Here is a 24,951-nt window from a genome sequence, read left to right as displayed (position 1 = left end):
TCAGATCATGTGACAATCAGTGTTGACTTCATATCGGCATGTCCCGCTCCACATGGAATATTGCAATAGATTGTATATTCACCCGGCTCTGTAGGTGTAAAAGTTGCCTCACCATCACCTTTTATGTCCATATCAAGTTCATCGATAGCAATCCCGTGCATGCCTTCTTCGTTTTTATATGTTATTGTAACCTCCTCGCCAGCCTTGACAGTATATTCACTCTGATCAAATTCAAAGTTAATCCCTGTGATATTGATTTCATTGCTGACGGTTGAAGTTTCTGAAGGGGTGGTGTTCTCTACCTGCCCCGTTGCGTCACTTGAATCTTTTCCACCGCATGCAGCAAGAACAAACAAAGCACTTAATAAAACTGTTGCCAATAACCATCTTTTCAAAATGAATACCTCCAATTTATTTGGGGATATATTTCCCTATATCCCTCTTATACATAATGATAGCTATCAAATATCCATTATCTATGGAGAAAGTAAGACAAAGTCATGACAGTTATTAGTGAGCTAAAGTGGGTGGTCTGTTATTGTGTTCACTTTCCGTTCATAAAAAGATGTTACTATAAAACGTAAATGAATAAGAGGAGGACGATGAATGAACAAGCAAATTAAAGTTCTCGTCATTGAAGATGATCCTTACATTTGTGAATTGATTATTTTATATGCTGAAAAAAACGGGTATATAGTTAGCACAGCCAACGATGGAATGACTGGATTAGAAATGTTTTATGATTGTTCTCCTGATCTTGTTATTTTAGATATTATGCTGCCTGGAATGGATGGTTGGGAAGTTTGCAAGGAAATAAGAAGATTCGATAAAACGCCCATTATCATGTTGACTGGGAAAGGAGAAAGCTATGACAAACTTAAAGGTTTCAACTTAGGAGCAGATGATTACATAGTAAAGCCTTTTGATCCGAACGAACTGATGGCACGGATAAATGCGGTGTTGCGGAGAGCTTATCCAATGTTAGGTACAAATGAGATCATCGAACTCCCCGAATTGAAGATTAATCTTCAACACTACAAGGTGACCTATAAGAAACAGGAAATTGTGCTGCCACCAAAAGAAATGGAACTGTTGTATTTTCTTACCTCACATTCAAATCAAGTCTTCACACGTCAACAGCTGCTGGAAAAAATATGGGGTTTGGATTATGAGGGGGATCCAAGAACGGTTGATGTACATATTAAAAGGATCAGGGACAAATTAGGGAATGCCAACGCTTATTGGAGGGTAACAACGATAAGAGGAGTAGGCTATAAATTTGAGGTGGACAACGAGTGATTAAGATAAACAGTATTTTTGTGAAGCTATTCATCACATATATCGCCATATTAATTGTGTCCCATCTTGTTTTTGCTGTCGCTTCCTATTTGTTATTTCAGAATAAACTAACCAATATGCACTTAAATCCCGAAGGTTTTAACCAAATGAAATACTTGTTTATCTCGTCTTCGATTATTTCAATAACGATTACAGGCATATTTACTTATTTCCTTACGAAAAGAATTACCGCCCCACTTCGAGAAATGAATCGGGTTGCCCTTCTTATCGCTAGAGGGAAATTTAATCAGAAAGTTGATATTAGGACAAGCGACGAGCTTGGCGAATTAGGTGAGACGTTCAATTATATGGCGCATGAGTTGGCTAGCGCAGACCAGATGAGAAAAGATTTTGTCGCCAATGTTTCCCATGATTTACGCTCCCCTCTTACTTCAATTCATGGATTTGCCAGTGCGTTTCTGGATGATAAAATCCCCGATGCTCGAAAACGTTATTATTTTACGATTATGAAAGAACAAACTGAGCGAATGATTAAGCTGGTCAATGATCTTCTCGATATGTCCCAAATCGAATCGGGGCAGTTGGAAATACACCCTGACCGCTTTAATTTGTCAGAGCTGGTTCGCCAAGTCATGGCTCGTATGGAAACTGAATTTGAAAATAAAAAACTAAATGTGGAATTAATATGTGATGAAGTAGAAGACATCTACGTATATGCTGACCCGGATCGGATTGATCAAGTAATCGTTAATTTGATTCAAAATGCTGTACACTATTCCAAACACGAGAGTTCTATCGAAGTGTTTTTGAAAAAGGAACACCAAGCGGTAGTTTCAATTCGAGATTATGGGCCGGGAATTAGTCAAGAAAACATTCAATCTATTTGGAAACGGTTTTATAAAATAGATAAGGCCCGAACTAAAAAGGCGGGTACAGGACTAGGCTTGTCCATTGTTAAGCACATATTAGTCCTTCATCAAACCGACATTCAAGTGGAAAGTGAAGTAGGAAGAGGGACAATCTTTACATTTACACTCCCATTAGCTATGAATAAATCAAATAAACATAGGAATGCATAATTCTCTGTTCATCGTCCGTTCATAAAAAATTGCTATACTGATTGGGCATTAAAAAACGATGAATACAAGGGAGGAAAATATAAAAAAAATCAATATCAAGTCATACGGCAGAGGAGGATACGAATATGTCGGATCGCAAATCTACTACGGGTACACCGCGGTGGGTAAAGGTGTCTGGGGTTGTCGTGATTATTTTAGTACTACTTGCTGTTGCAATAATGGTTATTAGCGGTGGTGAACATGGTCCTGGTCGTCACATGCCGTCTTCTAGCAATGTGGAACAGGGAGTGAAACAGCAGTGGTCATGAAACCTGGCCTACGTAAGTTCGCGCTCACTGCGCATATCACTTGCTCGATTGGTTGGCTTGGCGCGGTCGTTGGATTCCTAGTTCTTGTCATCGCTGCTCTTATAAAAGGAGATGCCAAGACGGTGCCCGCTGCTTGGATTGCGATGGAGTTGATTGGCTGGTTCGCCATCGTCCCCTTAGCCCTTCTCTCGCTACTGACTGGGCTTGTTATGTCATTGGGTACTAAGTGGGGCTTAGTAAAGCATTATTGGGTCCTTTTCAAACTACTGCTCACCGCCATAGCCACAACGGTCTTGCTGCTAAATATGCAGACAGTGAGCTTCCTAGCAGATGTAGCGAAAGAGACGGGAAGTGCCGATCCTAGCGGCTTGTGGGGCGAACTCTTCCACGCCGGGGTAGGTCTACTTGTGTTGCTCGTAATCATCATACTATCGGTTTACAAGCCAAGAGGCACGACTCCGTTTGGGAAGCGTAAGCAACATAGTTGATTTAAAATTAATTAGCATTAGTTAAAATATTTATATATCTTTTTGTGAATGGGCAATATTTTAAGTGAACGGCCGCGTTTGATGTAGAAATGCGGCTTTTTTTGACCCAATTTCTAAAATCCACAGCCGAGATCAGTTTTCGTATCTTTAAATTGCGCAATTCAATTAAGAGATAAATTATTTCGATTTTATCAAATATCTTCTTTCAAACTACTTCACTGCAATATGCATATTTTTTTCATATTTTCTTGTTACACTAAAAAAGTAATATAGCAGATGAAAGGGGAAATACTTGATGGGAATAAAGATAAAGATTGCCGCGGCGGCAATTAGTTTATTGGTTATTGGCGGTTGTAGCAATAACAATCCGCAACCTGCCAAGGAAATGGATCAAGACATGGAGGAAATGGATCATTCCACTATGGGTGATATGATGGAGGGACATATGAGCCATGATGAGGTGGTAAGTTTAAACGACTCAACAGGGGAAAATGAATTAAAAATCCCTTCTATGCTTGAAACTGATAATGAGGATGGAGTCGTATATACGGTTCGAGCACAAAAAGGAAAAACCGAAATATTCGACGGTACTGAATCTACAACGTATGGATATAACGGGTCGTTTTTAGGGCCGATGCTCCGTTTTGAAAAAGGTGACAAAGTTAAAATTAGAACGATAAACGAACTGGATGAAGAGACGACTTTTCACTGGCATGGATTGGAAGTATCTGCTGATGCGGATGGTGGACCGCATGATGTGGTTAAGCCGGGAGAAGAAAAGGTGATTGAATTTGAAGTGACACAAGAAGCGTCAACGTTATGGTTCCATCCCCATCCAGAGGGGAAAACCGCTGAACAGGTATACAATGGACTTGCGGGATTGATTTATATCGAGGATGAAAATTCGAAAAGCATTGGATTGCCAACTGATTATGGGAAGAATGATTTTCCTTTGATTTTCCAAGATCGAATATTTGATGATAAAAAACAATTGAATTTTAGTGCCGCAAAGAATGAAGACGGGACAATTGGCGATACCTTACTGATCAACGGGACGTTGAATCCTAAGTTGACTGTAAATAAGGAGAAAGTACGTCTTCGTTTATTAAATGGATCGAATGCGAGGAATTACACATTTAAATTGAATACAGGGGATTCTTTTGTTCAAATCGCAACGGATGGCGGTTTCTTGAATGAACCGGTCACTTTAAATGAAGTAACACTTACGCCTTCAGAAAGAGCGGAAATCATTGTCGATTTTTCGCAGCTCAATACTTCAAATGACTTGGCGTTGGTAAATGAGGATGGGTCTGTCCTTTTACCATTTAAGGTTTCTGATCAAGACGAAGTGATTAGTGGAATTTCAGAAGAGTTGAATGATTTTGTATTGACAGAAGAAGAGAAGAATTTACCAGTCACAAAGAAAGTGGAACTCTTTGGGATGATGGATATGGTAACGATAAATGGAAAAAAGTTTGATCCGGATAGAATTGACTTCACACAACAGCAAGGGGTTACTGAAGTGTGGGAAATTTATAATAAACCCGACATGATGGGTGGAATGATTCATCCATTCCACATTCACGGTACGCAATTTAAAATAATCTCCAGAGACGGAGAAGAGCCACCGGAAAATGAGCAGGGATGGAAGGACACTATCTCAATAAAACCAGATGAGACAGTAAAAATTGCTATACAATTTAAGCATAAGGGTATCTATATGTTCCATTGTCATATTCTTGAACATGAGGATAACGGCATGATGGGACAGGTAAAAGTGGAGTAAACTTTAATTCATCTTTTATGAAAATTGGTGAAGTTTACACTGAAACATGTGGGGAAATGATATGTAATTCGTTATTAAAGCAGCTAGTGTGTATTAGTTCACACTGGCTGTTTTAAAATTAAAATTTATAGTTATATAAAAAATGAATGTATTTATTCTTTCTGAAGGTGGGCTACATTATGTTTCCAAAAGTTAAGAAGTACACTAAGAAAAAGAAAAAATCTATATTAATCGTCCTTTTATATTTGGCAATTATTTTATTTTTTATATGGTTATTAGTTGTTTTATTGCTGTCCTACTACTTGTGGCATGATGAAATCAAAGAAAATCCTTTATTGGGTAAAGTGAATTCTTTTTCTAATTTCTACATGGAAACGTTGAAGGATTCCTCCGATTTTCTCAAGCCATTAGGTGAAACGGATGTTACTTTAAAAGGAGCATCCAATGAAAAAGATAATGTGAAGATTCGGATGAAACAACCAGATAGGGATGAATTCAAACCCGCTATGAAGGATCTTTTAAAAGATAGAGACCTAACTTTCAAGAATATTGATGCTATCTTTGAAAATATGAAATCACCTAAAGAAATTACAAAAGATTCAATTCATTCGACATTTGGCAGAGACGTTATTTATATTTATCACACCCATAACAGGGAATCTTTTTTACCTTATTTAAAAGGCACCGATAAACCGGAAGATGCTTATCACTCAAAAGCAAATATTACGTTGGTCGGTGACATGCTGGGTAGGGCACTAGAGAGAAGAGGGGTAGGCGCGAAAGTGGATTCAGCAGATATTGTACAAGAATTAAGTTTGAAAGGGTTAGACTTTAACAGTTCTTATCAGTTATCGGGGGAACAGGTACGGTCTGCACGTGCGGAAAACAAAGATTTGGAAATTTTCTTGGATATACATCGCGATTCATTGCGTAAAGATTCTACAACTAAAAAAATGAATGGAGAAAGTTTTGCACGTTTGTTATTTGTTATTGGTACTGGGCATGAAAATTATGAAAGTAATCTTTTGTTTACAGAAGGCTTGGATAAGCTTCTTGCTGCTCGGTATCCGGGTTTGTCAAAAGGAATAATTATAAAAGATAGCAGTCAAGGGAACGGAGTTTATAACCAGGATTTATCTCCAAACTCAGTTATTGTAGAAATTGGAGGTGTCGATAATACGGTAGAAGAGCTACATCGGACTACCGAAGCGTTGGCGGACGTGCTAAGCGATTATTATTGGCACAGAGAAAAGTAATCTGTTTGTTTGGAGTCCAACACATAAAAAAAGAAAAAGGATTTTTTAAGGAGTTTCTTCTTTTTAGTTTTAAAACGACTTTTAAGGGAAAAATATCACTGATTGCAAAAATAGCAGGAGGTGAGTCCATGAATACGAAATACGAAGAATGTCTGAAAGCTTGTTTAGAATGTCTAGAAGCGTGTAACGTCTGTTTTGATGCGTGCCTGAAAGAGGACGATATGAAGATGATGGCTGATTGTATCCGCTTGGACCGTGAATGTGCAGATATATGTGCGTTTGCCGCACAAGCAATGACGCGAAATAGCCCATTTACTAAACAGATTTTAGAATTATGTGCAGAAGTTTGCGAACGTTGTGCAGAAGAGTGTGCAAAACATGATCACGATCATTGCCAACGCTGTGCCGAATCTTGCCGAAAGTGTGCTGAGGCATGTCGACAAATGGTAGCTTAAGCAATAGACAGAAAACGTAGCCAACAATGGAGCTATTTCAAGAAGTTGAAAAAGGCTTTCTTGGGATAGCTTCTTTTACTTGATATTTACCCAGAATAAGGAGTGTTATTCAAATGAAAAAGCAACTGCTTTTTTTAAGTATCGCTATGATTATTGGTTTAAGTGGGTGTGGAAATAGTACCAGCAACGAGGAAAGTCAAAACAATAATAGCGAACCCAAACAGGAAGAAATGAAGATGGAGATGAACCATTCCGGCTCAGGTGAAGTCCCTGAAAGCTTGAAGGTGGCAGAAAATCCAACCTATGAAGTGGGAAGCGAAGCAATTATTAAAACAGACCATATGGAAGGAATGGATGGGGCTGTAGCAACAATTGTGGGTGCTTATGATACTACGGCTTACGCTATCTCATATACCCCGGTAACTGGCGGAGAAAGAGTGGAAAATCATAAATGGGTCATTCAAGAAGAAGTTAAAGATGATGACGACAAAACTTTGGAACAGGGAACCGAGGTCACCGTGGAGGCAGACCACATGAAAGGGATGGAAGGAGCATTAGCTGAAATTGATTCAGCAGAAAAAACTACTGTATATATGATTGACTATACTCCGACTACCGGTGGGGAAGAAGTAACAAACCATAAATGGGTAACGGAAAGTGAGCTTTCAGCTAAATAATGTTTTTACAAAGTAGAATAAAAATGTCCCATAAGCCAAAATTTATCGGTTTTATGGGGCATTTTTTTGATAGCATGCTTCAATTCTATCATTTAACTCGATTAAAAGTTGATTTTCAAATAGGCAACTTCCCAATTTAAAGTGTGACGGTTCGGTTAACTTGCAATTTTTATAAGTGAGATATGATAAAATATACTTGATGTAAGTTCTTTTTAGTTTGAATAGAAGTGAAGTCAATTCGATGACCTATAATTTTTCATAAAGAATAGGAGAGAAATTAATTATGAAAAAAAGATTACTCGTAGTATTTGGTTTATTGCTAAGCTTTATGTTAGTCGCTTGCAGCAATGATTCATCGGATGGAAGTGAAGTCAAAGATACAAAAGAAAAGGTACATGAGTATAGCGTTGGAAGTTTTGAAGACGATGTAACAGCATCTATTACATCTCATGAACTGATTGTTAATGATAACGGCAAAGAAACTACATTTGACTTGCCAAGTGATGAATTCTTCGTTTCTATTGCACCATTTGTTGAAACTACACATCCTTGTGCAATACATAGTTTAACAGGGTGCCAAGGAGAACTAGTTGAAAAAGACTTCGACGTGCATATTCAAGACGAAGATGGCAATGTCGTTGTAGACGAAACGATCGCCTCTTTAGAAAATGGATTTATCGATCTGTGGTTACCGCGTAATAAAAATTTCCAAGTGAAAATTACACATGACGACAAAACAGTTGAATCTAATATCTCCACATTTGAAGGCGACAATACTTGTATTACAACGATGCAACTAACATAATTCCTTTAAACATCATCCACTTAGAATCGTGAAGTACTCACAATACTTTTCATGGTTCTTTTTTTATATCAAATTTGATCTCGTGCTATTCCCGCAGAACAAGATTGTTTCTCACCTTAACACCGTTTCTTATTAATCTTTTGAGGGTTGAGTGAATACTTTTATCACATGTGTATGACCATCATCTTCTGTCGTTCTCACTTCCATATAATAGGTATGGAACCCACCCGGTAATGGAATGGGTAAACTTGTATATGCTTCGTATTGATATATATGTCCATCTTCAAAAGTTGTGTTACCAATCATATGGCGATAATGCCCTTTTTCCGTCTCGGTCGGCGTACTTGTCTCCCCCTGGATATATCTGCACATGTCCATTTGGGCAAGTGGTTGTACCAAGATGACCATGTGTATGAACATCACAGATAGGGATAAAATTAATTTAAAACACGAAATAGCACCCCTGTTAGGTGGTGCTATTTTTTTTTAGGAAGCTATATATTGACCCTGTACTTAGGTACAGGGTTTATACTATGTATGAGGTGAAACAAATGGTTTTTCATATAGGTGAACTGGCGGAGAAATGTAACGTTAATAAAGAAACCATTCGGTATTATGAACGTTTAGGACTAATTCCCAAACCTTCTCGTACAGAGTCAGGATATCGAATATACACAGAACAAACCGTTGACCGATTAAATTTCATTAAGCGCATTCAGGAATTAGGTTTTACTTTAAATGAAATTGATAAGCTTTTAGGCGTGGTAGATCGTGATGAAGCGAAATGCCGTGATATGTATGATTTTACTGTTTATAAGATTGAAGACATTCAACAGAAAATTCAAGGTCTCAAAAGAATCGAACAAATGCTTATCGACCTAAAAGAAAGATGTCCCGCAAACAAAGATATTTATGAATGCCCTATTATTGAAACTTTACTAGAAGTTTAAGGACGGAGGAATAGTATTGAAAAGATATCGGATTAGCGTTCAAGGAATGACATGTAAGGGTTGTGAAGAGCATTTGGCTGTTGCGCTTCAAAATATAGGTGCAAAGCGTATTGAAGTTGATTTTCGCCGTGGGGAAGCTGTATTTGAACTTCAAAATGACGTAGAAGTTGAAATAGTTAAAAATGCGATTGCTGAAGCCAAATATCATCCAGGTGGAATTGAAGATTTACAAACACAAGTAAAAGTTGATTTAGGTTGCGAAGATGATTATGACTATATCATTATTGGTTCTGGTGCAGCAGCCTTTTCATCTGCCATTGAAGCTGTGGGTTACGGTGCTAAAGTTGCAATGATTGAACGTGGAACGGTGGGAGGAACTTGCGTTAATATCGGATGTGTTCCGTCTAAGACCTTGTTAAGGGCAGGAGAAATCAATCATTCAGCAAAAAATAATCCATTTACAGGATTACACACTACAACACAAAATGTTGATTTAGCCTTATTAGTACAACAAAAAAATGATTTAGTAAGTACACTTCGAAATGAAAAATATGTGAATTTAATTGAAGATTACGATTTTGATTTAATAAAGGGTGACGCGAAATTTGTAAATGAAAGTACAGTTGAAGTGAATGGCAACCAAATAACTGCGAAACGATTTTTAATAGCTACAGGGGCATCACCATCCATTCCTAATATTCCCGGATTAGACGAAGTAGAGTATTTAACAAGCACTACGTTACTTGAATTAAAGAAGGTTCCAAAGCGTCTCACGGTGCTTGGTTCTGGATATATCGGATTGGAATTAGGACAACTATTTCATAATTTAGGCGCAGAAGTAACTTTGATACAAAGAAGCGAGCGTCTATTAAAAAAATACGAACCTGAAATTTCAGAAGCTATTACTCAGGTCTTAACAGAACAGGGAATTAATTTAGTTTCAGGAGCAGCCTATGAACGCGTAGAACAAGATGGAGACATTAAAAAAGTTCATGTAGAGATAAATGGTGAAAAGCGAATCATTGAAGCAGAACAATTGCTTGTAGCAACAGGAAGAAAACCAAATACAGAATCTTTGAACTTACATGCAGCAGGTGTTGACGTTGGGTCTCGTAGTGAAATCGTCATTGATGAATATTCTAAAACTTCCAATTCCCAAATTTACGCAGCCGGAGATGTAACGCTTGGTCCCCAATTTGTTTATGTAGCTGCTTATCAAGGTGGACTTGCTGCGCGTAATGCAATCGGAGGACTAAATCAAAAGGTGAATTTAGAAGTTGTTCCAGGTGTTACGTTTACTAATCCTTCGATTGCAACTGTTGGTTTAACTGAACAGAAAGCAAAAGAAAAAGGTCTTGAGGTTAAAACGTCTGTCTTGCCGTTAGATGCCGTACCAAGGGCCCTTGTTAATCGGGAAACGACGGGTATTTTTAAATTAGTAGCAGATGCAAAAACATTAAAAGTGTTAGGGGTTCATATAGTTGCGGAAAACGCAGGAGAGGTTATCTATGCGGCAACATTAGCTGTAAAATTCGGATTGACAATAGAAGATCTACGAGAAACTCTTACTCCCTATTTAACAATGGCAGAAGGATTGAAATTAGCAGCCCTTACGTTTGATAAAGATGTATCCAAATTATCTTGTTGTGCTGGATAACAATATTAATTTAAAAGTAGCCGGAATTCCTTAGAGAAAGGAATTCCGGCTTTTAAAATCAATCTAAACCATTGATCTGTATATCACATCTCAGGATTTTACAAAGTGTATAAAATCCAAAGATATAGTTTCAAGAAAGGTATTGTCTGCTTTTTCTCGTATAGGAACCTAGGTCGTTCAGTCACGCAAAACTAAATTAGGTATTAAACGTATATAAATAAGTGAACCTATAAGCTCCACGATTGTTTGGGTCACAATGATGGCCGCTACTAAAGTGTTCACTCCGTCAGGCAGAGCCAATGCAAGAGGAAGAACTACGAGCGAATTACGTATTGCTCCTCCAAATATAAGCGAGCGTCCAGTTTTAATATCAAGATTAAACAACCTAGCAAAGAATCGCGAAATTATGGGCATAATGATCATAAAGGCGATATATATAGGAATTACTTTTATTATTAAATTAATGTGGCCAGATAATTTCCCTATTTGAGATGCTACAACAACAAAAAGTGTAAGAGCCATGAATGGAACAGGAAGCCATGCAGAACTATTTAATATTTTATCTACAGTAGATGCTTTTTTTGCGAATAATTGTACGATGATAGCAATGCCCATTGGAATAACGATTAGCCCGAGAAATGCTTCGAAAAATGGACCGGCTTCCACTATTCCTATAGCTTCCCTTCCCATAAACAACCATAAGTACAAAGGTAACAAGAGCATCTGCGTTACGAAAAGAACAGGGGTTGCCATAAGTAAAAGCTTTTCATTTCCACGACCAAGAGATGTGAACACAATGACATAATCAATACAAGGGGTCAGCAATACTAAATAAACCCCGAGTAATAATGGTGGATATTCTGGTAATAGCTTTGATAGAAGCCATACAACAATGGGTACGGCTATATAGTTAACCGTTAATAAAGCTCCGAGAAAACGACGATTTCCGAACGATTTTTTCAAGGCTGCAAATGGAATCTGAGAAAACATACTGTACATTAATATAGCAATAACTAAAGAAATCGTCACATCTAATCGTCCGGCGAAATCAGGCACGAATAATCCAAATCCAGCTGCTATCACTAGCACAATAACATACAGTGATATTTGTTTTTCTTCTAATTGTTCTCTAGTCCACATTAAAAATTATTCTCCTTTTGTTTTATAAATATCCCCAAGATAACTTAGTCGATTTCATATAATTAGAGAGTGGGGATTAAATGTAGAGTTGAAGTGGAAGTATCTCTCCAACATTTCGAAATAAGTAAGTGATGCAACTGTGAGGCTGGATGAGGAACCCTAATGTCTACTATACCTCAACATTGCCTTTTTGACATGCAAGTATTATACGACAATACGACTTCCAACTATTCAAAAGGACTGTCATTAAGCAGCGCTATAATTTTTGAAAAAGAATTTCATAGGAAATGATAAACACACTTGCATATATAAGCATATGATTATATACTGATGATGAAGTGGAGGGATGATACATGAATACAACAGCAACAATTGATCTGCAACGAGCATCACAACTATTAAAATTGCTCGGAGATCCGACACGTTTGACGATGATGAAGTTACTCAAGTCACATGAATGCTGTGTGTGTGAATTTGTTGAGATTTTTAAAATGAGTCAGCCGGCGATTAGCCAGCATTTGCGTAAACTTAGAGATATTGAGTTGGTTAAAGAAGAACGCAGAGGTCAATGGATTTTCTTTTCGATTAATGAAAATCATGAAGATTATCCGTTTATTAAAAGCATCCTTGAACATCTTCCTGAACAGAATGAATCAATCGCTGAACTGGAGGCACAAGGACTTCGAGTTTGTTGTCAATAAGGAGGAGAAAGTACGTTGGTTTCAGTTATCACCGCATCATTAATTTTCATAATTACACTTATTTTTGTCATTTGGCAACCTAGAAACTTATCAATTGGATGGTCTGCATGTATTGGTGCCGTAATCGCTTTGATAGTAGGCGTAGTTAATTTTCAGGATGTCATAGATGTAACGGGGATTGTATGGAATGCAACGCTTGCTTTTGTTGCAATCATTATTATTTCATTAATCTTAGACGAAATTGGATTTTTCGAATGGTCTGCCCTTCATATGGCTAGATTGGCTAAAGGCAGTGGGATTCGGATGTTCGTTTATGTCAGTCTTTTAGGTGCAGTCGTTGCTGCTTTATTTGCAAACGATGGTGCTGCCTTAATCCTAACGCCAATTGTTTTGGCAATGGTACGAAATTTGAATTTCAGTGAAAAGATGATTTTTCCATTCATCATTGCCAGTGGTTTTATTGCAGATACGACTTCGTTGCCATTAGTTGTGAGTAACTTGGTCAATATTGTATCAGCAGACTTTTTCGGCATCGGATTTGTTGAGTATGCATCTCGGATGATAGTTCCCAATTTATTTGCTTTAGTTGCGAGTATTTTAGTACTGTTTTTATTCTTCCGTAAGGATATCCCGAAAGACTATAAAGTATCAGATCTAAAAGAACCGAAGGATGCTATTAAAGATATAAAGTTGTTTCGACTAGCTTGGGTAATTTTAGGCGTGTTACTCGTGGGCTATTTCTCTAGTGAATTTACAGGATTGCCTGTATCTATTATTGCTGGGATTACAGCCATCTTCTTTATGCTTATGGCACAAAGAAGTCCCGCTGTTCACACGAAGCAAGTAATTAAAGGTGCACCTTGGGCTATTGTTTTCTTCTCTGTCGGCATGTATGTAGTCGTTTATGGCTTGCGCAATGCGGGTTTGACAAGTGTGTTGGCAGATGTCATTCAAATGGCAGCCAATCAAGGGCTCTTTGTAGCGACGATTTCGATGGGCTTTATCGCGGCAATCTTATCATCCATTATGAATAATATGCCTACTGTTATGATTAACGCTTTAGCCATATCAGAAACAACTACAACAGGACCGATTCGCGAAGCTCTAATTTATGCAAATGTCATTGGGTCGGATTTAGGTCCAAAAATCACACCAATCGGTTCCTTGGCCACTTTATTGTGGTTGCATGTACTGTCTCAAAAAGATGTGAAAATCTCATGGGGTAGCTATTTTAAAATCGGTATCATCTTAACAGTTCCTACACTCCTGATTACACTAATCGGGCTGTATGTATGGCTGTCATTCATACAATAAAACACAAAAAGGAGATTTTTACTATGTCGAAAAAAACACTCTATTTCTTATGTACAGGTAACTCATGTCGCAGTCAAATGGCTGAAGGCTGGGGTAAAAAGTATCTCGGAGAAGAATGGCAAGTTCTTAGTGCGGGAATTGAAGCACACGGCGTCAATCCAAGTGCTGTTAAAGCGATGAATGAGGCTGGAGTCGATATTTCGAATCAAACTTCGGATATTATTGATCCACAAATCTTAAATAATGCAGATTTTGTTGTCACGCTTTGTGGAGATGCTGCTGACAAGTGTCCGATGACACCACCTCATGTCAAACGTGATCATTGGGGATTTGATGATCCTGCTAAGGCAGAAGGAACAGATGAAGAGAAATGGGCGTTTTTCCAGCGTGTACGCGATGAAATCGGATCAAGGATTGAACGCTTCGCTAAAACTGGTGAATAAATAAATTAGGCCGTGGATTCATCCCACGGCTATTCTTATATTAAGTATATAAGGATATGATTATGTATTAATGAAGGAGATGTTGATAATGAAAAAGATCGAAATATTTGATCCTGCAATGTGTTGTTCAACTGGTGTCTGCGGACCAGGTGTTGATCCAGAATTAACGCGTGTCGCATCGGCTGTTTATTCACTTGAACAAAAGAAATTTGATATTACTCGCTATAATCTTGGGAATGATCCAGGGGCATTTGTAGACAATGAAGTAGTAAATAAAGTACTTCTTGAAAAAGGTCCAGATGCTCTTCCTTTGATACTTGTTAATAATGAGGTTGTAAAGGTGGGTGCCTATCCGACAAACGAAGAGTTAGCAGAATGGCTTAATGTAAAGACAGCTGAACTTCAGGAAAAACCACGCGTACGTGTTTCAGTCAAGTTTGATAAATAAGGGGGAATAACCATGTATCCATTATTCAATCCAAACAAAACCGTACTAACTCCATTTTTGTTTTTTACCGGAAAAGGTGGTGTTGGTAAGACATCAACGGCCTGTGCGACAGCGGTTTCTCTTGCCGATCAAGGAAAAAAAGTACTTTTAGTAAGTACCGATCCTGCTTCAAATTTACAAGATGTTCTCGATGTAGAATTGACGAATGATCCAATAGCTATTCCAAGTGTAAAAAATTTATTTGCTTGCAATATTGACCCGGAAGCATCAGCGAAAACATACCGTGAAAAGGTTGTCGGTCCTTATCGGGGTAAGTTGCCGGATGCTGTTCTCACAACTATGGAAGAACAGTTATCTGGTGCTTGCACAGTTGAAATTGCTGCATTTGATGAGTTTTCTCATCTGTTAACCGATGAAGATGTGTTAAATCAATATGATCATGTATTGTTTGACACTGCGCCGACTGGGCACACACTACGTTTGTTACAATTACCAACAGCGTGGACCGGATTTTTAGAAGAAAGTACACACGGTGCTTCCTGTTTAGGTCCATTGTCAGGTCTTGGAGAGAAAAAAGAGTTGTATGCGAAAGCAGTCGAGTCACTATCTAATCCAGAAAAAACGACGTTAATTTTGGTTTCCCGTCCGGATATATCTTCTTTAGTTGAAGCGAATCGGGCCTACTCTGAGCTGAAAGATATCGGTATTAAAAATCAGCTACTTATTATAAACGGGCTTCTTCAAACTCATCGGCCTGATGATGACGTGTCAAAAGCGTTTTATGAGCGACAACGCAACGCACTGAAAGAAACGCCTGAAGCTTTAAAGCAGGTTGTGACGTTCTCTCTTCCATTCGTTTCATATTCATTAACGGGAGTTGATAACCTCCGGCACTTATTTAGTTCTTACACGATTACTGAATTTGTAAATGACAGCCTCGGAAAAGAAGCTATTCAGCTTCCAGGCTTAAACAAAGTAATTGATGATTTTTCATCGAAAAACATACGTGTAATCTTCACAATGGGTAAAGGTGGGGTTGGTAAAACATCCATTGCATCTGCAATTGCGGTTGGCCTTTCTGAGAAAGGTCATCGCGTTCATTTGACTACAACAGACCCAGCAGCTCATCTTGCGTACACATTTGAAGATAGTGCTTTGAAAGAGAATCTGACGATTAGCAGCATTAATCCAGAGGTTGAAGTCGAAAAGTACCAGCAGGAGGTGCTTTCTACGGCAGGGGAAGGGCTGGATGAAGAAGGTCTAGCGTATTTGAAAGAAGATCTAGAATCACCATGTACAGAAGAAATTGCTTTGTTCAGAGCCTTTGCAGAAGTAGTTGAGAAGTCGGAAAATGAAATTGTTGTAATTGATACAGCACCGACCGGCCACACATTGTTATTGCTTGATTCAACGGAAGCGTATCACAAAGAAATGAGCCGTTCGACTGGTGATGTACCAGAAAGTGTGAAGAAGCTTCTTCCACGTTTGCGAAATCCAGAAGAAACTGGAGTGGTTATTGTTGCATTGGCTGAGGCCACACCGGTTTTAGAAGCCGCTCGATTACAGGAAGACCTCAAACGTGCAAAGATTGATCCGAAATGGTGGGTCATCAATCAAAGCCTGTACGCAACGGATACTACAGATCCCATTTTGAAAGGGCGTGCAGTTTCTGAAATAGAGTGGATTAAAAAAGTGAAAGAAGACTTAGCACCACAGTGTGCAGTAATCCCATGGTTGCATGAAGAGAAAATTGGTTACGACAAATTGAAAGAATTTATTCTATAAAAATTTGGAGGTAAACTCATGCATAAAGTAGTAATTTTAGGAACTGGACCTGCGGGTTTAACGGCAGCAATTTATCTTGCAAGAGCTAATATGAACCCTATTGTAATTGAAGGTGACCAACCTGGAGGACAGTTAACATTAACAACAGAAGTTGAAAACTTTCCAGGCTTTATAGATGGTATTACGGGACCTGAACTAATGGATAATATGAGAAAGCAAGCAGAGCGCTTTGGAGCTGAATTTATAAGAGGATGGGTAACGGATGTAGATTTATCTCAAAAGCCAATCAAGCTTCAAATTAATGGTATTGGAGAAATTGCCACAGAATCACTGATCCTTTCAACCGGAGCAGCAGCAAAACTTCTTCAAATTCCAGGTGAAAAAAAATACATTGGTTCAGGTGTAAGTACTTGTGCAACTTGTGATGGATTTTTCTACCGAGGTAAAAAAGTGATCGTTATTGGAGGTGGAGACTCCGCGATGGAAGAGGCAAATTTCCTCACTAAATTTGCTTCTGAGGTAGTGATCGTCCATCGTCGTGACGAATTACGGGCTTCAAAGATTATGCAAGACCGAGCTAGACAAAATCCGAAAATTACTTGGGCATTAAATAAGACTCCTGTTGAAGTAATCGGGGACGGTATAAAAATAAATGGTTTGAAAGTGAAAGATAATGATACTGGTGAAGAAGAGATGATTGAGGCAGATGGGATTTTTGTAGCAATCGGACATACACCAAATACGGATTTCTTAAAAGGACAAATCGAAACAGATGAGGTTGGTTATATTCAAGTAAAGCCTGGAAAAACAGAAACTACTATACCAGGTGTCTACGCATGTGGTGATGTCCAAGATAATAAATATCGCCAAGCAATTACTGCAGCGGGTACAGGATGTATGGCAGCTCTAGATGTAGAAAGATACTTAGAAGGTTCTGCAAGTCACGATTGGAGCCAAAACTAACCATGAAAGGCGGAAAAAATGTGAGCGAAAATTATCAGGAATTAGTAAAAAATAAGATTTTTATTGGCGGTGCGGGCGAAGTAAAAGAAGCTATAGAAAACGAAGGTATTGAAGTGGTTATTGATCTGCGAGCAGAAATACTGGAAGGCAACTTTGATTTTCACCGTGTTCACAGTCCGATTGTTGATGATTCCGATGAACATCAGGACGATTCTGTAAAGAACGCGATTGACCGAGTAGTGGAGGCATACAATGCGGACCGAAAAGTTTATTTTCATTGTGCGGGGGGAAGTAACCGAACCGGTACAGTGGCGATTGGTACACTCTTAGCTTTGGGTGCAGCCAAAACGATTGAAGAGGCTGAGAACAAAGCCATGACGGTTCGTCCTAAAATAAACGTGAAACCCCAATTAAAAGAATCATTAAAAAGAATATTCCCAGATGCCTAGGCATTTGATTGGAAAAGAAGGAGAGAACATTATGGACATTACAAAAGAAGCTAAAGCATATATTCAATCACTCTTGAAAGAACAACAAGCAGAAGGTCTTCGGATTTATGCCCTTGAGGGTTGTTGTGGACCGCAAATCGGCTTATCTCTTGATATGCCTGAAGAGTCAGATACTGTTTCTTTGATTAATGACATTCAAGTTGCTATTTCTACGCTAGCTTTAGGGCTATTGGATAATTTAACATTGGATTTTGAAACTGAAGGCGAACAATCTGGGCTCGTCATGATTGGTGCGCCGAATAATTGTTAAATAAAGAGCTCACTTAGGTGAGCTCTTTATTCTTTTTGAGGAGGAATAAAAGATGGAAAAACAAGTTAACCTTAAAATAGGTAGTGGAAATTGTTGTTCTTCAATAAATACTGTTCCTATACATTTAGATTTTAATGAAAAAGAATCAAGTTCATTGCCTGTTGTCATCATTGGTGCTGGACCAGTCGGCTTAGCTGCAGCGGCCCATTTGGCTAAGTTAGGTGAAAGGTTTCTAGTATTGGAATCTGGTACACACGTTGGAAACCATATACTTCAGTGGGGGCATGTTCGATTATTTTCTCCATGGCAATACAATATTGACAAAGATGCAAGAGAGCTACTTGAAAAACATGGTTGGGATGCACCACCCCCTGATGAACTACCAACAGGAAAAGAATTGGTGGAGGATTACTTAGAGAAGATAGCAAATCTACCTGAGATCAAGCCATACATTATTGTGAATTCTAAAGTGCTATCCGTTAGTAAAAAAGGATTGGATAAAATGAAGTCAGCCAATCGCGAAAATGTCCCGTTCATTCTTTATGTTGATCGAAATGGTATGACTGAACAAATTGAAGCGAAAGCAGTCATTGATGCGACAGGAACATGGGGACAACCAAACCCTGCAAATGTTGATGGTGTATGGACGAAGGAAGAAATTTCATTACAAAATAATATCCATTATGGGATACCCGACATTAATTGTAAAGACCGTGAGAGATATATAGGTAAACGTGTAGCTGTAATTGGTGGTGGTCACTCTGCAATCAATACAATTTTAGAATTGACTAAACTAAATGAAAGTAGTTCCGATCAAATCATTTGGATACTCCGCAAAAATAATGTTGAGGAGGCTTACGGAGGTGAAGAGAATGATGCTCTCCAAGCAAGAGGAGAACTTGGCTCGAAAATTCATCAATTAGTGAATTCCGGACGTATAAAAGTATATACACCTTTTTATATCCAGAATATTTTGATGGAAGTGGGTTCTTTAAAAATTTTCGGTGAGTTTAAGGGAGAGAGCTATTCAATTGATGGAGTGGATGAGTTGATTGTTAATACTGGAAGCCGTCCTGATTTTACATTCTTAAATGAAATTAGATTACAAATCGACTCTGCTACTGAAAGTGTTGAAGTATTGGCCCCCTTAATTGATCCTAATCTTCATAGTTGCGGAACCGTCCGTCCACATGGTGAGAAAGAATTAAGACAACCAGAGAAAAACTTTTATATCGCGGGGATGAAGAGTTATGGACGGGCTCCAACGTTTCTAATGGCGACTGGCTATGAACAAGTGCGTTCAATTGTAGCCTATTTAACGGGCGACTACGAGTCGGCCAAAAAAGTGGAACTGGATTTACCGGAAACAGGAGTATGTAGTGTGAACGTAACACCAGAAAAGCAAGAACAATCTTGTTGTAGTACTTCATCAAATTGTTAAAGAAGTAGTTCCGAAAATTTCAATGATGTTGTGTTTAGCCATGGATTTTGTTAAAGTGAATGTATATATTTTATGTTATTAAGTCACTGATCTAATGGTGAAAGTCGTTACACTTTTTGCATATGCAGAAAGAGATTCGGCACAAATTTTCAGCCTTTGGATTCCTTATTCACAGGAGAAGTTAGGCAGACGTATTCGACGTCCATAAATTGCTTTTGCATATCAGAAGAGATACTTACGCATTTTGCGTGAACTATATTAAAACCGATTTTTCCTATTCAGGAAAGGTCGGTTTTTTGCTTTCAAAAAGATATTGAAAGGAGATGGAAGCGGATTTATTGAAAGGAGATGGAAGCGGATTTATTGAAATCGAACAAATTGGGTTATTTTAAAATGCATTTACTTAGCAATCGCTAGGTACAAATGCGTTTTTTTATTTATCTAAAATACAAAACTAGAAAGGGTTGTTAGGTATGTCAATTAATCTTGATAATATGACGGCTGTTCAAAACCAACAGCAAGACGGTATTTTAGGTCACTTGATGTGGTTCTCTGTAGGCAAGCAATTAGTCAAAATGGATGATTTAGAACGGGGACTTGTTCAATCAGGATTACCTGTTGAGTGGATGCCAAATGCAATTCGTCCAGCAGATGCTTTCCGAAGAAGTACGAAGGAGATTGAGACTAGAAAATCTACTGGACACGCTGGTGTATTCGAGAACTTCCTTATACGTGAAGTGTTCTCTGACAAGAGCCACGTGCAAAGAAACATTGTGGTAGAAAAAGTGGATCAGGCCGGTAAACGACTTGATTACAACAGTAAAGCGGGAGTAATCACGCTAGATAAGCAGAATAGTTCTTTAACGTTTATAACAGAGAACGAAATTGCAAAAGAGTTGTGTTATGAAGCAGAGCGAAATTTCAATATTTATAAAGACCATTATTCAGCCCAGCAAGTAAGAGTAATGGTGAGTAAAATACTTCAATCGCTAGCACCCACACCTGTGCGTCCTAATGGCGGTGTTTATTTTGTTCCAGATTCACATACGGAAGGGTTGAATCAACTTGTAAACTTTACGTCCTCTCTTGAGAACAGTGAAGGGTTCAAGATACCCGTCGTTAATACATTCGACAACCGACAAATGGTGAACACGAAGCTAAATGATCATTTGGAATCCATTTTACAGGATTGTAAGTCGAGTGATGGGCTGAAAAAGGGACAAGTGAAAGAGATTATTGAAAATGCGAAGTCTGTTATTTCCAACTATCGTAATTACAAAGGCATTGTCGCCAATGAAGCAGATACGCTAGAGAATAAAATCATGACGATTCGTGCTGCTGTTTCGAAAATGGTAGCGGATCTTTAAAAAGTAACGGAATGGAGAGATTAAAATGACAGAATTTTATCAAACGATAATGGGAAGAAAATTCTATGAAAGAGATGTTGTTGATTGTGTGCAACACGTTAAGATGATTGCTCAAGAACTCGAACGTTCAAATGAATTGAAAGAACAGGAGTTGCAGATGAAGATGCGTGAGTTATCGATAAAAGAACAAGAATTATTTATTCTTTCAGCGAAAAACTAAAATGATTCTTGAAAGGGGGAGTAGGGTTTCATTAGAAGCCTGCTTCCCTTTTCTATCTAAACTAAAAAAGGGGTTAATCAAAATGACAAACACTAATTTTACCAAGTTAGAGGAAATTAAAAAGGCGCTCAATGCGAAGTTTTTTGAACGCAAGGATGAAGTTGAGGGGATTCTTGTTGCTCTACTTTCTAGGCAGCATATGTTGATGATTGGACCTGCCGGAACCGCGAAATCGGCATTGTCTGTAGAGTTAGCCAAGATTGTACAGGGAACAAATTATTTTCAATGGTTGCTAACAAGGTTCAGTACACCCGAAGAAGTTTTTGGTCCTTTGTCGTTAAAAGATCTTGAACAGGGCGTGTACAAGAGGAATACAGCAACTAAAATGCCGGAAGCCAATCTCGTATTTTTAGATGAGATATTTAAAGCAAATTCAGCAATCCTAAATAGTTTGCTAACGCTTATAAACGAAAGGCTATTCTATAATAACGGGACACCTGTAAAGGTTCCTTTGATGTCAGTCATTGGAGCCTCAAATGAATACCCGGAAGAAGGAGAAGGGCTTGAAGCTCTTTTCGACAGATTCTTACTTCGATTCGAACTAGATTATATTGCAGATGAAACGAATTTTGTTTCGATGATGAAGGGCACCGGTCAAAATTTTGTTATGCCTTCTATGACAATGGATGAGTTGGTTCAACTTCAGTTTTTTACTGACATGGTTACAATTCCTGATGAAGTCTATGACACGCTTTCAAAAATCCGTAATGAATTACGTGATGAAGGAATCCGTCCATCTGACAGAAGATTTAAACAGTCGCTCTCAGTGCTTCAGGCGAAGGCTTTGATAAACCAAAGACAAGTTGTGAAAGTTGATGATATTGTCATTCTTGAAAATGCACTATGGGAAACAGTTGATCAAAAGGATAACGTTTCTTTGATTGTTCGTAGCCACGCACAAGATGTGGTTACTCAAAAACTAGATAGGGTTCAGGAAGAGGCGAGTGAAATATATTCACTTATTCAGAAGGATGCCTCTACTGATGCTGGTATGGAAGCGACTCAAAAACTGAAATCGTTGGTTGCAGATTTAAATAAGTTGAAAAAGCATAATCAAAGTAGGGATGGGGATATAGATCCGCTGCTCGATAAAGTGAAGGCGATTCAGCAAGAGGTTCTTGATAGTATTTTAGAGCCAATGGATATTGATACTTCAAGTACAAAATCTGCTGTTGAAATGCCGTTTTAAGCGTAAAAATCGGAAGTTGAAAGCCACGGAATTAATCCTTGGCTTTTTATTCATTCAAATGAAGGGAAGTGTTTCTTTTGAAACCAGCAAAAGCTAAAGTGAAAAGTGGAAATCAATCTGTGTTGAATACAGATGCATTTGATAAAAGGCGTTTTAACGAAATTTATTCTATGTCGCAAAGTCTTCAAAAGCTAAAAGTTGATGGAGAATTACCTACATTTGAGCCGTTGCTCGCTGATATTTGGGCATCGTTATACAAAATGAAGCCTGAATTGAGTGAAGATGATATTCCCGATGATTTGCAAGTGAACAAATCATTTATGGAAAAAATCATGAATGATGACTCGTTTGAAAGTTACCGGAAATATACCCGACTGGATGATTTATCATCAGCCATAGGAACTGTTAAATTTGGAGAGAAAACAAAAGAATGGTTAGCTGAACAAAAAGGCAGAGATGAAGACCTAGAAAAGAAAATGCAGGAAATTCAGGCAATGCAAAGGCAACTTCAAAAGCAGGACCGACAAAATAGGGCTGGTAAAGGTAGTGAGGAGTTACAAGAAGACTTAAAAGATGCAATGTCAGACTTAGGAAGTCAGCTTCATCAGACATTGCAAAACAACAGTCATAGCTTTTCAGAAGCGATGTCACAAGCTATGCAGGAAACGAAACAGGCGAAGGATAGCTTGAAATCATTAGTTGGAGGCACGAGTGCAGGTAGTGGTGACGCAGAACTGAAAAAAGTTCCTTTACGAGATCAAATTTCATTAGTTGAAAAAATTGCATCAGATAAACAGATGAAAGAAATTGCGGATTGGGCTGGTCGATTCAAACAGATAGCCCGTAAAAAGCAAAAATCTAAACATAGTGATTCAATGGAAAGAAGTGGGGTTACGCTTGGCAACGATATTGAGCGATTGTTACCGATGGAGTTAGGTCTGTATACACATCCAATAACGAAGAACGATTTCCTACGTCGCTTTGTGGAAGGCCAAACGATGCAATATGAACAGAAAGGACATGAGGTACTAGGGAAAGGTCCAATTGTGCTTTGTCTGGATCAATCAGGTAGTATGCACAAGCTCGATACCAAATCAAAAGGATTTACGTTAGCACTCATGTCGATTGCAAGAAAACAGAAAAGGGATTTTTGTTTAATCCTGTTTTCTACTCGTACACAAATCTTTAAATATGAAAGAGGGAAAATAAAAAGTTCAGATATGATCAATTTAGCTCAAACTTTCCTAGGTGGAGGTACGGACTTTACACTTCCTCTTGAAAGAGCGATGAATGTAATAAACGAAAGTCGTTTTAAACAAGCTGATTTAGTTTTTATTACAGATGGGGAGGACAAAGTACAAGATTCGTTTCTTGAGTCGTTCAATAAAAAGAAAAAAGAAAAGAACTGTAATGTATTATCCCTTACGATAGGAAGTAATATAAAAACAGTTAACCAGTTTTCAGACAAGGTCGTACAAGTTAAAGATTTTGATGACGTAGGAAGTTTTACTGCGTTTGAAATATAAAGTAAAAACTAGAGGCTTACATTTACAGCAACGAGTTCGGCTTTGGTATCCGGTGAGAATATACCACTAAGAATTTAAATGTTTTATTTTTCAATAACTAATCAAAAAATAAATAGCATACAAAAAGCTCAGACTTAAATCTGAGCTTTTTTTTAGATTATAGAATTTTTTTGTTACACAATCGCGCCCGATTGCGTCAGACAACATCAACTATTATTTTTAAGTGAGACTAGGATTTTAATTCTACGTCGGCATATTGTTCTACGTATTCTTCATAATCAAGAACCTCAATGACGTTCGACCAATTAAGCACTGAACCTACAAAATCACGGATGTCTAAACCTGGAAATTCATAGGTACTATCATCATTAACTGTAGCCGTTGCATCTTCAATAAACGTAACCTGGTATCCTCTGTCGTACGCAGCAATTGCAGTAAATTGGGGACAATACTCTGTATTGAACCCAGTCACAAAAATATGATTAACACCGAGCGATTGTAGTATTTCCTGCAGATTAGTCTTGAGAAATGCACTTGGAGTACTCTTTTCAATAATATTATCTGCATACTTTACTAAATCCGAATCAATATTTCCTCCTTCAGAACCATCAGCTATTGGACTTTCACTATTTCCATCCTTGTGACGTATAAAAATAACAGGTTGTTTATTACGCTTAAAATCTTTTATAAGGTTTTTGACCTTCTTTTTCTCTAGACTGAAATCACAGAAATACATAATTCTATTCACTCTCGAAAAAAATGTACTATTCTATTGTTAATGCTTTTTTGATTCTTTCAATTTGAGCCTATATAATAGAAGGAACAGATCTTATCG

Annotated in this window: 28 protein-coding genes; 24 read left to right on the top strand and 4 right to left on the bottom strand. The window is 38.1% G+C overall.

Translation table 11 applies throughout. The features are described 5' to 3' along the window. Positions 1 to 5: 5 nt before the first annotated feature. Positions 6 to 395 carry a cupredoxin domain-containing protein gene (locus CSV80_RS10945; RefSeq protein WP_099670899.1) on the bottom strand — a complete coding sequence of 130 codons (390 nt, stop codon included), beginning with the start codon at positions 393 to 395 and terminating at the stop codon, positions 6 to 8. A gap of 211 nt (positions 396 to 606) precedes the next feature. On the opposite strand from CSV80_RS10945, the gene CSV80_RS10940 reads away from it, so the two are divergent. The 9 genes from CSV80_RS10940 (at position 607) to CSV80_RS10900 (ending at position 8,153) form a co-directional block, all read left to right on the top strand. Beyond that, positions 607 to 1,299 carry a response regulator transcription factor gene (locus CSV80_RS10940; RefSeq protein ID WP_099670898.1) on the top strand — a complete coding sequence of 231 codons (693 nt, stop codon included), beginning with the start codon at positions 607 to 609 and terminating at the stop codon, positions 1,297 to 1,299. Next, the gene (locus CSV80_RS10935) at positions 1,296 to 2,378 is read left to right on the top strand and encodes a sensor histidine kinase (protein ID WP_099670897.1); all 1,083 of its coding nucleotides are present in this window, start codon (positions 1,296 to 1,298) and stop codon (positions 2,376 to 2,378) included. The genes CSV80_RS10940 and CSV80_RS10935 overlap by 4 nt, the downstream gene beginning before the upstream one ends. A 125-nt stretch (positions 2,379 to 2,503) precedes the next feature. Then, positions 2,504 to 2,686 carry a hypothetical protein gene (locus CSV80_RS10930; protein WP_099670896.1) on the top strand — a complete coding sequence of 61 codons (183 nt, stop codon included), beginning with the start codon at positions 2,504 to 2,506 and terminating at the stop codon, positions 2,684 to 2,686. Then, complete coding sequence (locus CSV80_RS10925; RefSeq protein ID WP_233201583.1) at positions 2,683 to 3,174, top strand: DUF2269 domain-containing protein; 492 nt, start codon at positions 2,683 to 2,685, stop codon at positions 3,172 to 3,174. The genes CSV80_RS10930 and CSV80_RS10925 overlap by 4 nt, the downstream gene beginning before the upstream one ends. 295 nt (positions 3,175 to 3,469) lie before the next feature. Beyond that, positions 3,470 to 4,960, top strand: a complete 1,491-nt coding sequence (locus tag CSV80_RS10920) for a multicopper oxidase family protein (RefSeq protein ID WP_099670894.1) — start codon at positions 3,470 to 3,472, stop codon at positions 4,958 to 4,960. A gap of 179 nt (positions 4,961 to 5,139) precedes the next feature. After that, positions 5,140 to 6,216, top strand: coding sequence for a stage II sporulation protein P (locus CSV80_RS10915; protein ID WP_233201578.1), 1,077 nt, complete (start codon positions 5,140 to 5,142; stop codon positions 6,214 to 6,216). Positions 6,217 to 6,344: 128 nt separating this feature from the next. Then, positions 6,345 to 6,671, top strand: a complete 327-nt coding sequence (locus CSV80_RS10910) for a four-helix bundle copper-binding protein (protein WP_099630248.1) — start codon at positions 6,345 to 6,347, stop codon at positions 6,669 to 6,671. A 113-nt stretch (positions 6,672 to 6,784) separates the two neighbouring features. Then, on the top strand, positions 6,785 to 7,348 hold the full coding sequence (locus CSV80_RS10905; protein ID WP_099670893.1) for a YdhK family protein: 564 nt from the start codon (positions 6,785 to 6,787) through the stop codon (positions 7,346 to 7,348). Between the two features lie 283 nt (positions 7,349 to 7,631). Next, on the top strand, positions 7,632 to 8,153 hold the full coding sequence (locus CSV80_RS10900) for a CueP family metal-binding protein (protein ID WP_099636593.1): 522 nt from the start codon (positions 7,632 to 7,634) through the stop codon (positions 8,151 to 8,153). A gap of 132 nt (positions 8,154 to 8,285) precedes the next feature. On the opposite strand, the gene CSV80_RS10895 is transcribed toward CSV80_RS10900, so the two are convergent. Then, positions 8,286 to 8,561, bottom strand: a complete 276-nt coding sequence (locus CSV80_RS10895; RefSeq protein ID WP_158231892.1) for a YmaF family protein — start codon at positions 8,559 to 8,561, stop codon at positions 8,286 to 8,288. A 143-nt stretch (positions 8,562 to 8,704) separates the two neighbouring features. Here CSV80_RS10895 and merR1 point away from each other — a divergent pair, with 143 nt between their 5' ends. Together merR1 and merA are read left to right on the top strand one after the other, a co-directional pair. Beyond that, positions 8,705 to 9,103, top strand: a complete 399-nt coding sequence (gene merR1 / locus CSV80_RS10890) for a mercury resistance transcriptional regulator MerR1 (protein ID WP_099670891.1) — start codon at positions 8,705 to 8,707, stop codon at positions 9,101 to 9,103. A 16-nt stretch (positions 9,104 to 9,119) separates the two neighbouring features. Further along, complete coding sequence (gene merA / locus CSV80_RS10885) at positions 9,120 to 10,760, top strand: mercury(II) reductase (RefSeq protein ID WP_099670890.1); 1,641 nt, start codon at positions 9,120 to 9,122, stop codon at positions 10,758 to 10,760. A 177-nt stretch (positions 10,761 to 10,937) separates the two neighbouring features. On the opposite strand, the gene CSV80_RS10880 is transcribed toward merA, so the two are convergent. Further along, positions 10,938 to 11,900, bottom strand: coding sequence for an arsenic resistance protein (locus CSV80_RS10880; RefSeq protein WP_099670889.1), 963 nt, complete (start codon positions 11,898 to 11,900; stop codon positions 10,938 to 10,940). 353 nt (positions 11,901 to 12,253) lie between these two features. On the opposite strand from CSV80_RS10880, the gene CSV80_RS10875 reads away from it, so the two are divergent. From CSV80_RS10875 to CSV80_RS10815, 13 genes are all read left to right on the top strand, one after another. Beyond that, positions 12,254 to 12,601 (top strand): ArsR/SmtB family transcription factor, encoded by a 348-nt coding sequence (locus CSV80_RS10875; RefSeq protein WP_099670888.1) that lies wholly within the window; start codon positions 12,254 to 12,256, stop codon positions 12,599 to 12,601. A gap of 15 nt (positions 12,602 to 12,616) precedes the next feature. After that, the gene (locus CSV80_RS10870) at positions 12,617 to 13,915 is read left to right on the top strand and encodes an arsenic transporter (protein WP_099670887.1); all 1,299 of its coding nucleotides are present in this window, start codon (positions 12,617 to 12,619) and stop codon (positions 13,913 to 13,915) included. A gap of 23 nt (positions 13,916 to 13,938) precedes the next feature. Continuing rightward, complete coding sequence (arsC, locus tag CSV80_RS10865) at positions 13,939 to 14,358, top strand: arsenate reductase (thioredoxin) (RefSeq protein ID WP_099670886.1); 420 nt, start codon at positions 13,939 to 13,941, stop codon at positions 14,356 to 14,358. Positions 14,359 to 14,446: 88 nt separating this feature from the next. Then, complete coding sequence (gene arsD / locus CSV80_RS10860) at positions 14,447 to 14,806, top strand: arsenite efflux transporter metallochaperone ArsD (RefSeq protein ID WP_099670885.1); 360 nt, start codon at positions 14,447 to 14,449, stop codon at positions 14,804 to 14,806. A gap of 12 nt (positions 14,807 to 14,818) precedes the next feature. Then, positions 14,819 to 16,591: an arsenical pump-driving ATPase gene (arsA, locus tag CSV80_RS10855; protein ID WP_099670884.1), complete on the top strand. Its 1,773-nt coding sequence runs from the start codon at positions 14,819 to 14,821 to the stop codon at positions 16,589 to 16,591. Positions 16,592 to 16,609: 18 nt separating this feature from the next. Further along, positions 16,610 to 17,554, top strand: a complete 945-nt coding sequence (trxB, locus tag CSV80_RS10850; protein ID WP_099670883.1) for a thioredoxin-disulfide reductase — start codon at positions 16,610 to 16,612, stop codon at positions 17,552 to 17,554. A 20-nt stretch (positions 17,555 to 17,574) separates the two neighbouring features. Then, positions 17,575 to 18,003 carry a protein-tyrosine phosphatase family protein gene (locus CSV80_RS10845; protein WP_233201577.1) on the top strand — a complete coding sequence of 143 codons (429 nt, stop codon included), beginning with the start codon at positions 17,575 to 17,577 and terminating at the stop codon, positions 18,001 to 18,003. After that, a complete protein-coding gene (locus CSV80_RS10840) occupies positions 17,996 to 18,313 on the top strand; it encodes a HesB/IscA family protein (RefSeq protein ID WP_233208481.1) in 318 nt (105 codons plus the stop codon). The genes CSV80_RS10845 and CSV80_RS10840 overlap by 8 nt, the downstream gene beginning before the upstream one ends. Positions 18,314 to 18,365: 52 nt before the next feature. Continuing rightward, entirely contained in the window at positions 18,366 to 19,754 is a 1,389-nt protein-coding gene (locus CSV80_RS10835) for an NAD(P)-binding domain-containing protein (RefSeq protein ID WP_099670880.1), read from the top strand. A gap of 473 nt (positions 19,755 to 20,227) precedes the next feature. Then, positions 20,228 to 21,121: a DUF6744 family protein gene (locus tag CSV80_RS10830; RefSeq protein ID WP_099670879.1), complete on the top strand. Its 894-nt coding sequence runs from the start codon at positions 20,228 to 20,230 to the stop codon at positions 21,119 to 21,121. A 49-nt stretch (positions 21,122 to 21,170) separates the two neighbouring features. Next, positions 21,171 to 21,341, top strand: a complete 171-nt coding sequence (locus CSV80_RS10825) for a hypothetical protein (protein ID WP_233208480.1) — start codon at positions 21,171 to 21,173, stop codon at positions 21,339 to 21,341. Between the two features lie 82 nt (positions 21,342 to 21,423). Next, the gene (locus CSV80_RS10820) at positions 21,424 to 22,590 is read left to right on the top strand and encodes an AAA family ATPase (protein WP_099670877.1); all 1,167 of its coding nucleotides are present in this window, start codon (positions 21,424 to 21,426) and stop codon (positions 22,588 to 22,590) included. Between the two features lie 77 nt (positions 22,591 to 22,667). Next, complete coding sequence (locus CSV80_RS10815; protein ID WP_099670876.1) at positions 22,668 to 24,116, top strand: VWA domain-containing protein; 1,449 nt, start codon at positions 22,668 to 22,670, stop codon at positions 24,114 to 24,116. A 229-nt stretch (positions 24,117 to 24,345) separates the two neighbouring features. Here CSV80_RS10815 and CSV80_RS10810 read toward each other — a convergent pair whose 3' ends face one another. Further along, the gene (locus CSV80_RS10810) at positions 24,346 to 24,864 is read right to left on the bottom strand and encodes an isochorismatase family protein (RefSeq protein WP_233208479.1); all 519 of its coding nucleotides are present in this window, start codon (positions 24,862 to 24,864) and stop codon (positions 24,346 to 24,348) included. Positions 24,865 to 24,951 lie beyond the last annotated feature (87 nt).

The sequence above is a fragment of the Sporosarcina sp. P12(2017) genome (assembly GCF_002743035.1).
GTDB lineage: Bacteria > Bacillota > Bacilli > Bacillales_A > Planococcaceae > Sporosarcina > Sporosarcina ureae.
The sequence above is the reverse complement of the archived record's forward strand: the minus strand, read 5'-3'. Positions and strand labels throughout refer to the sequence as shown.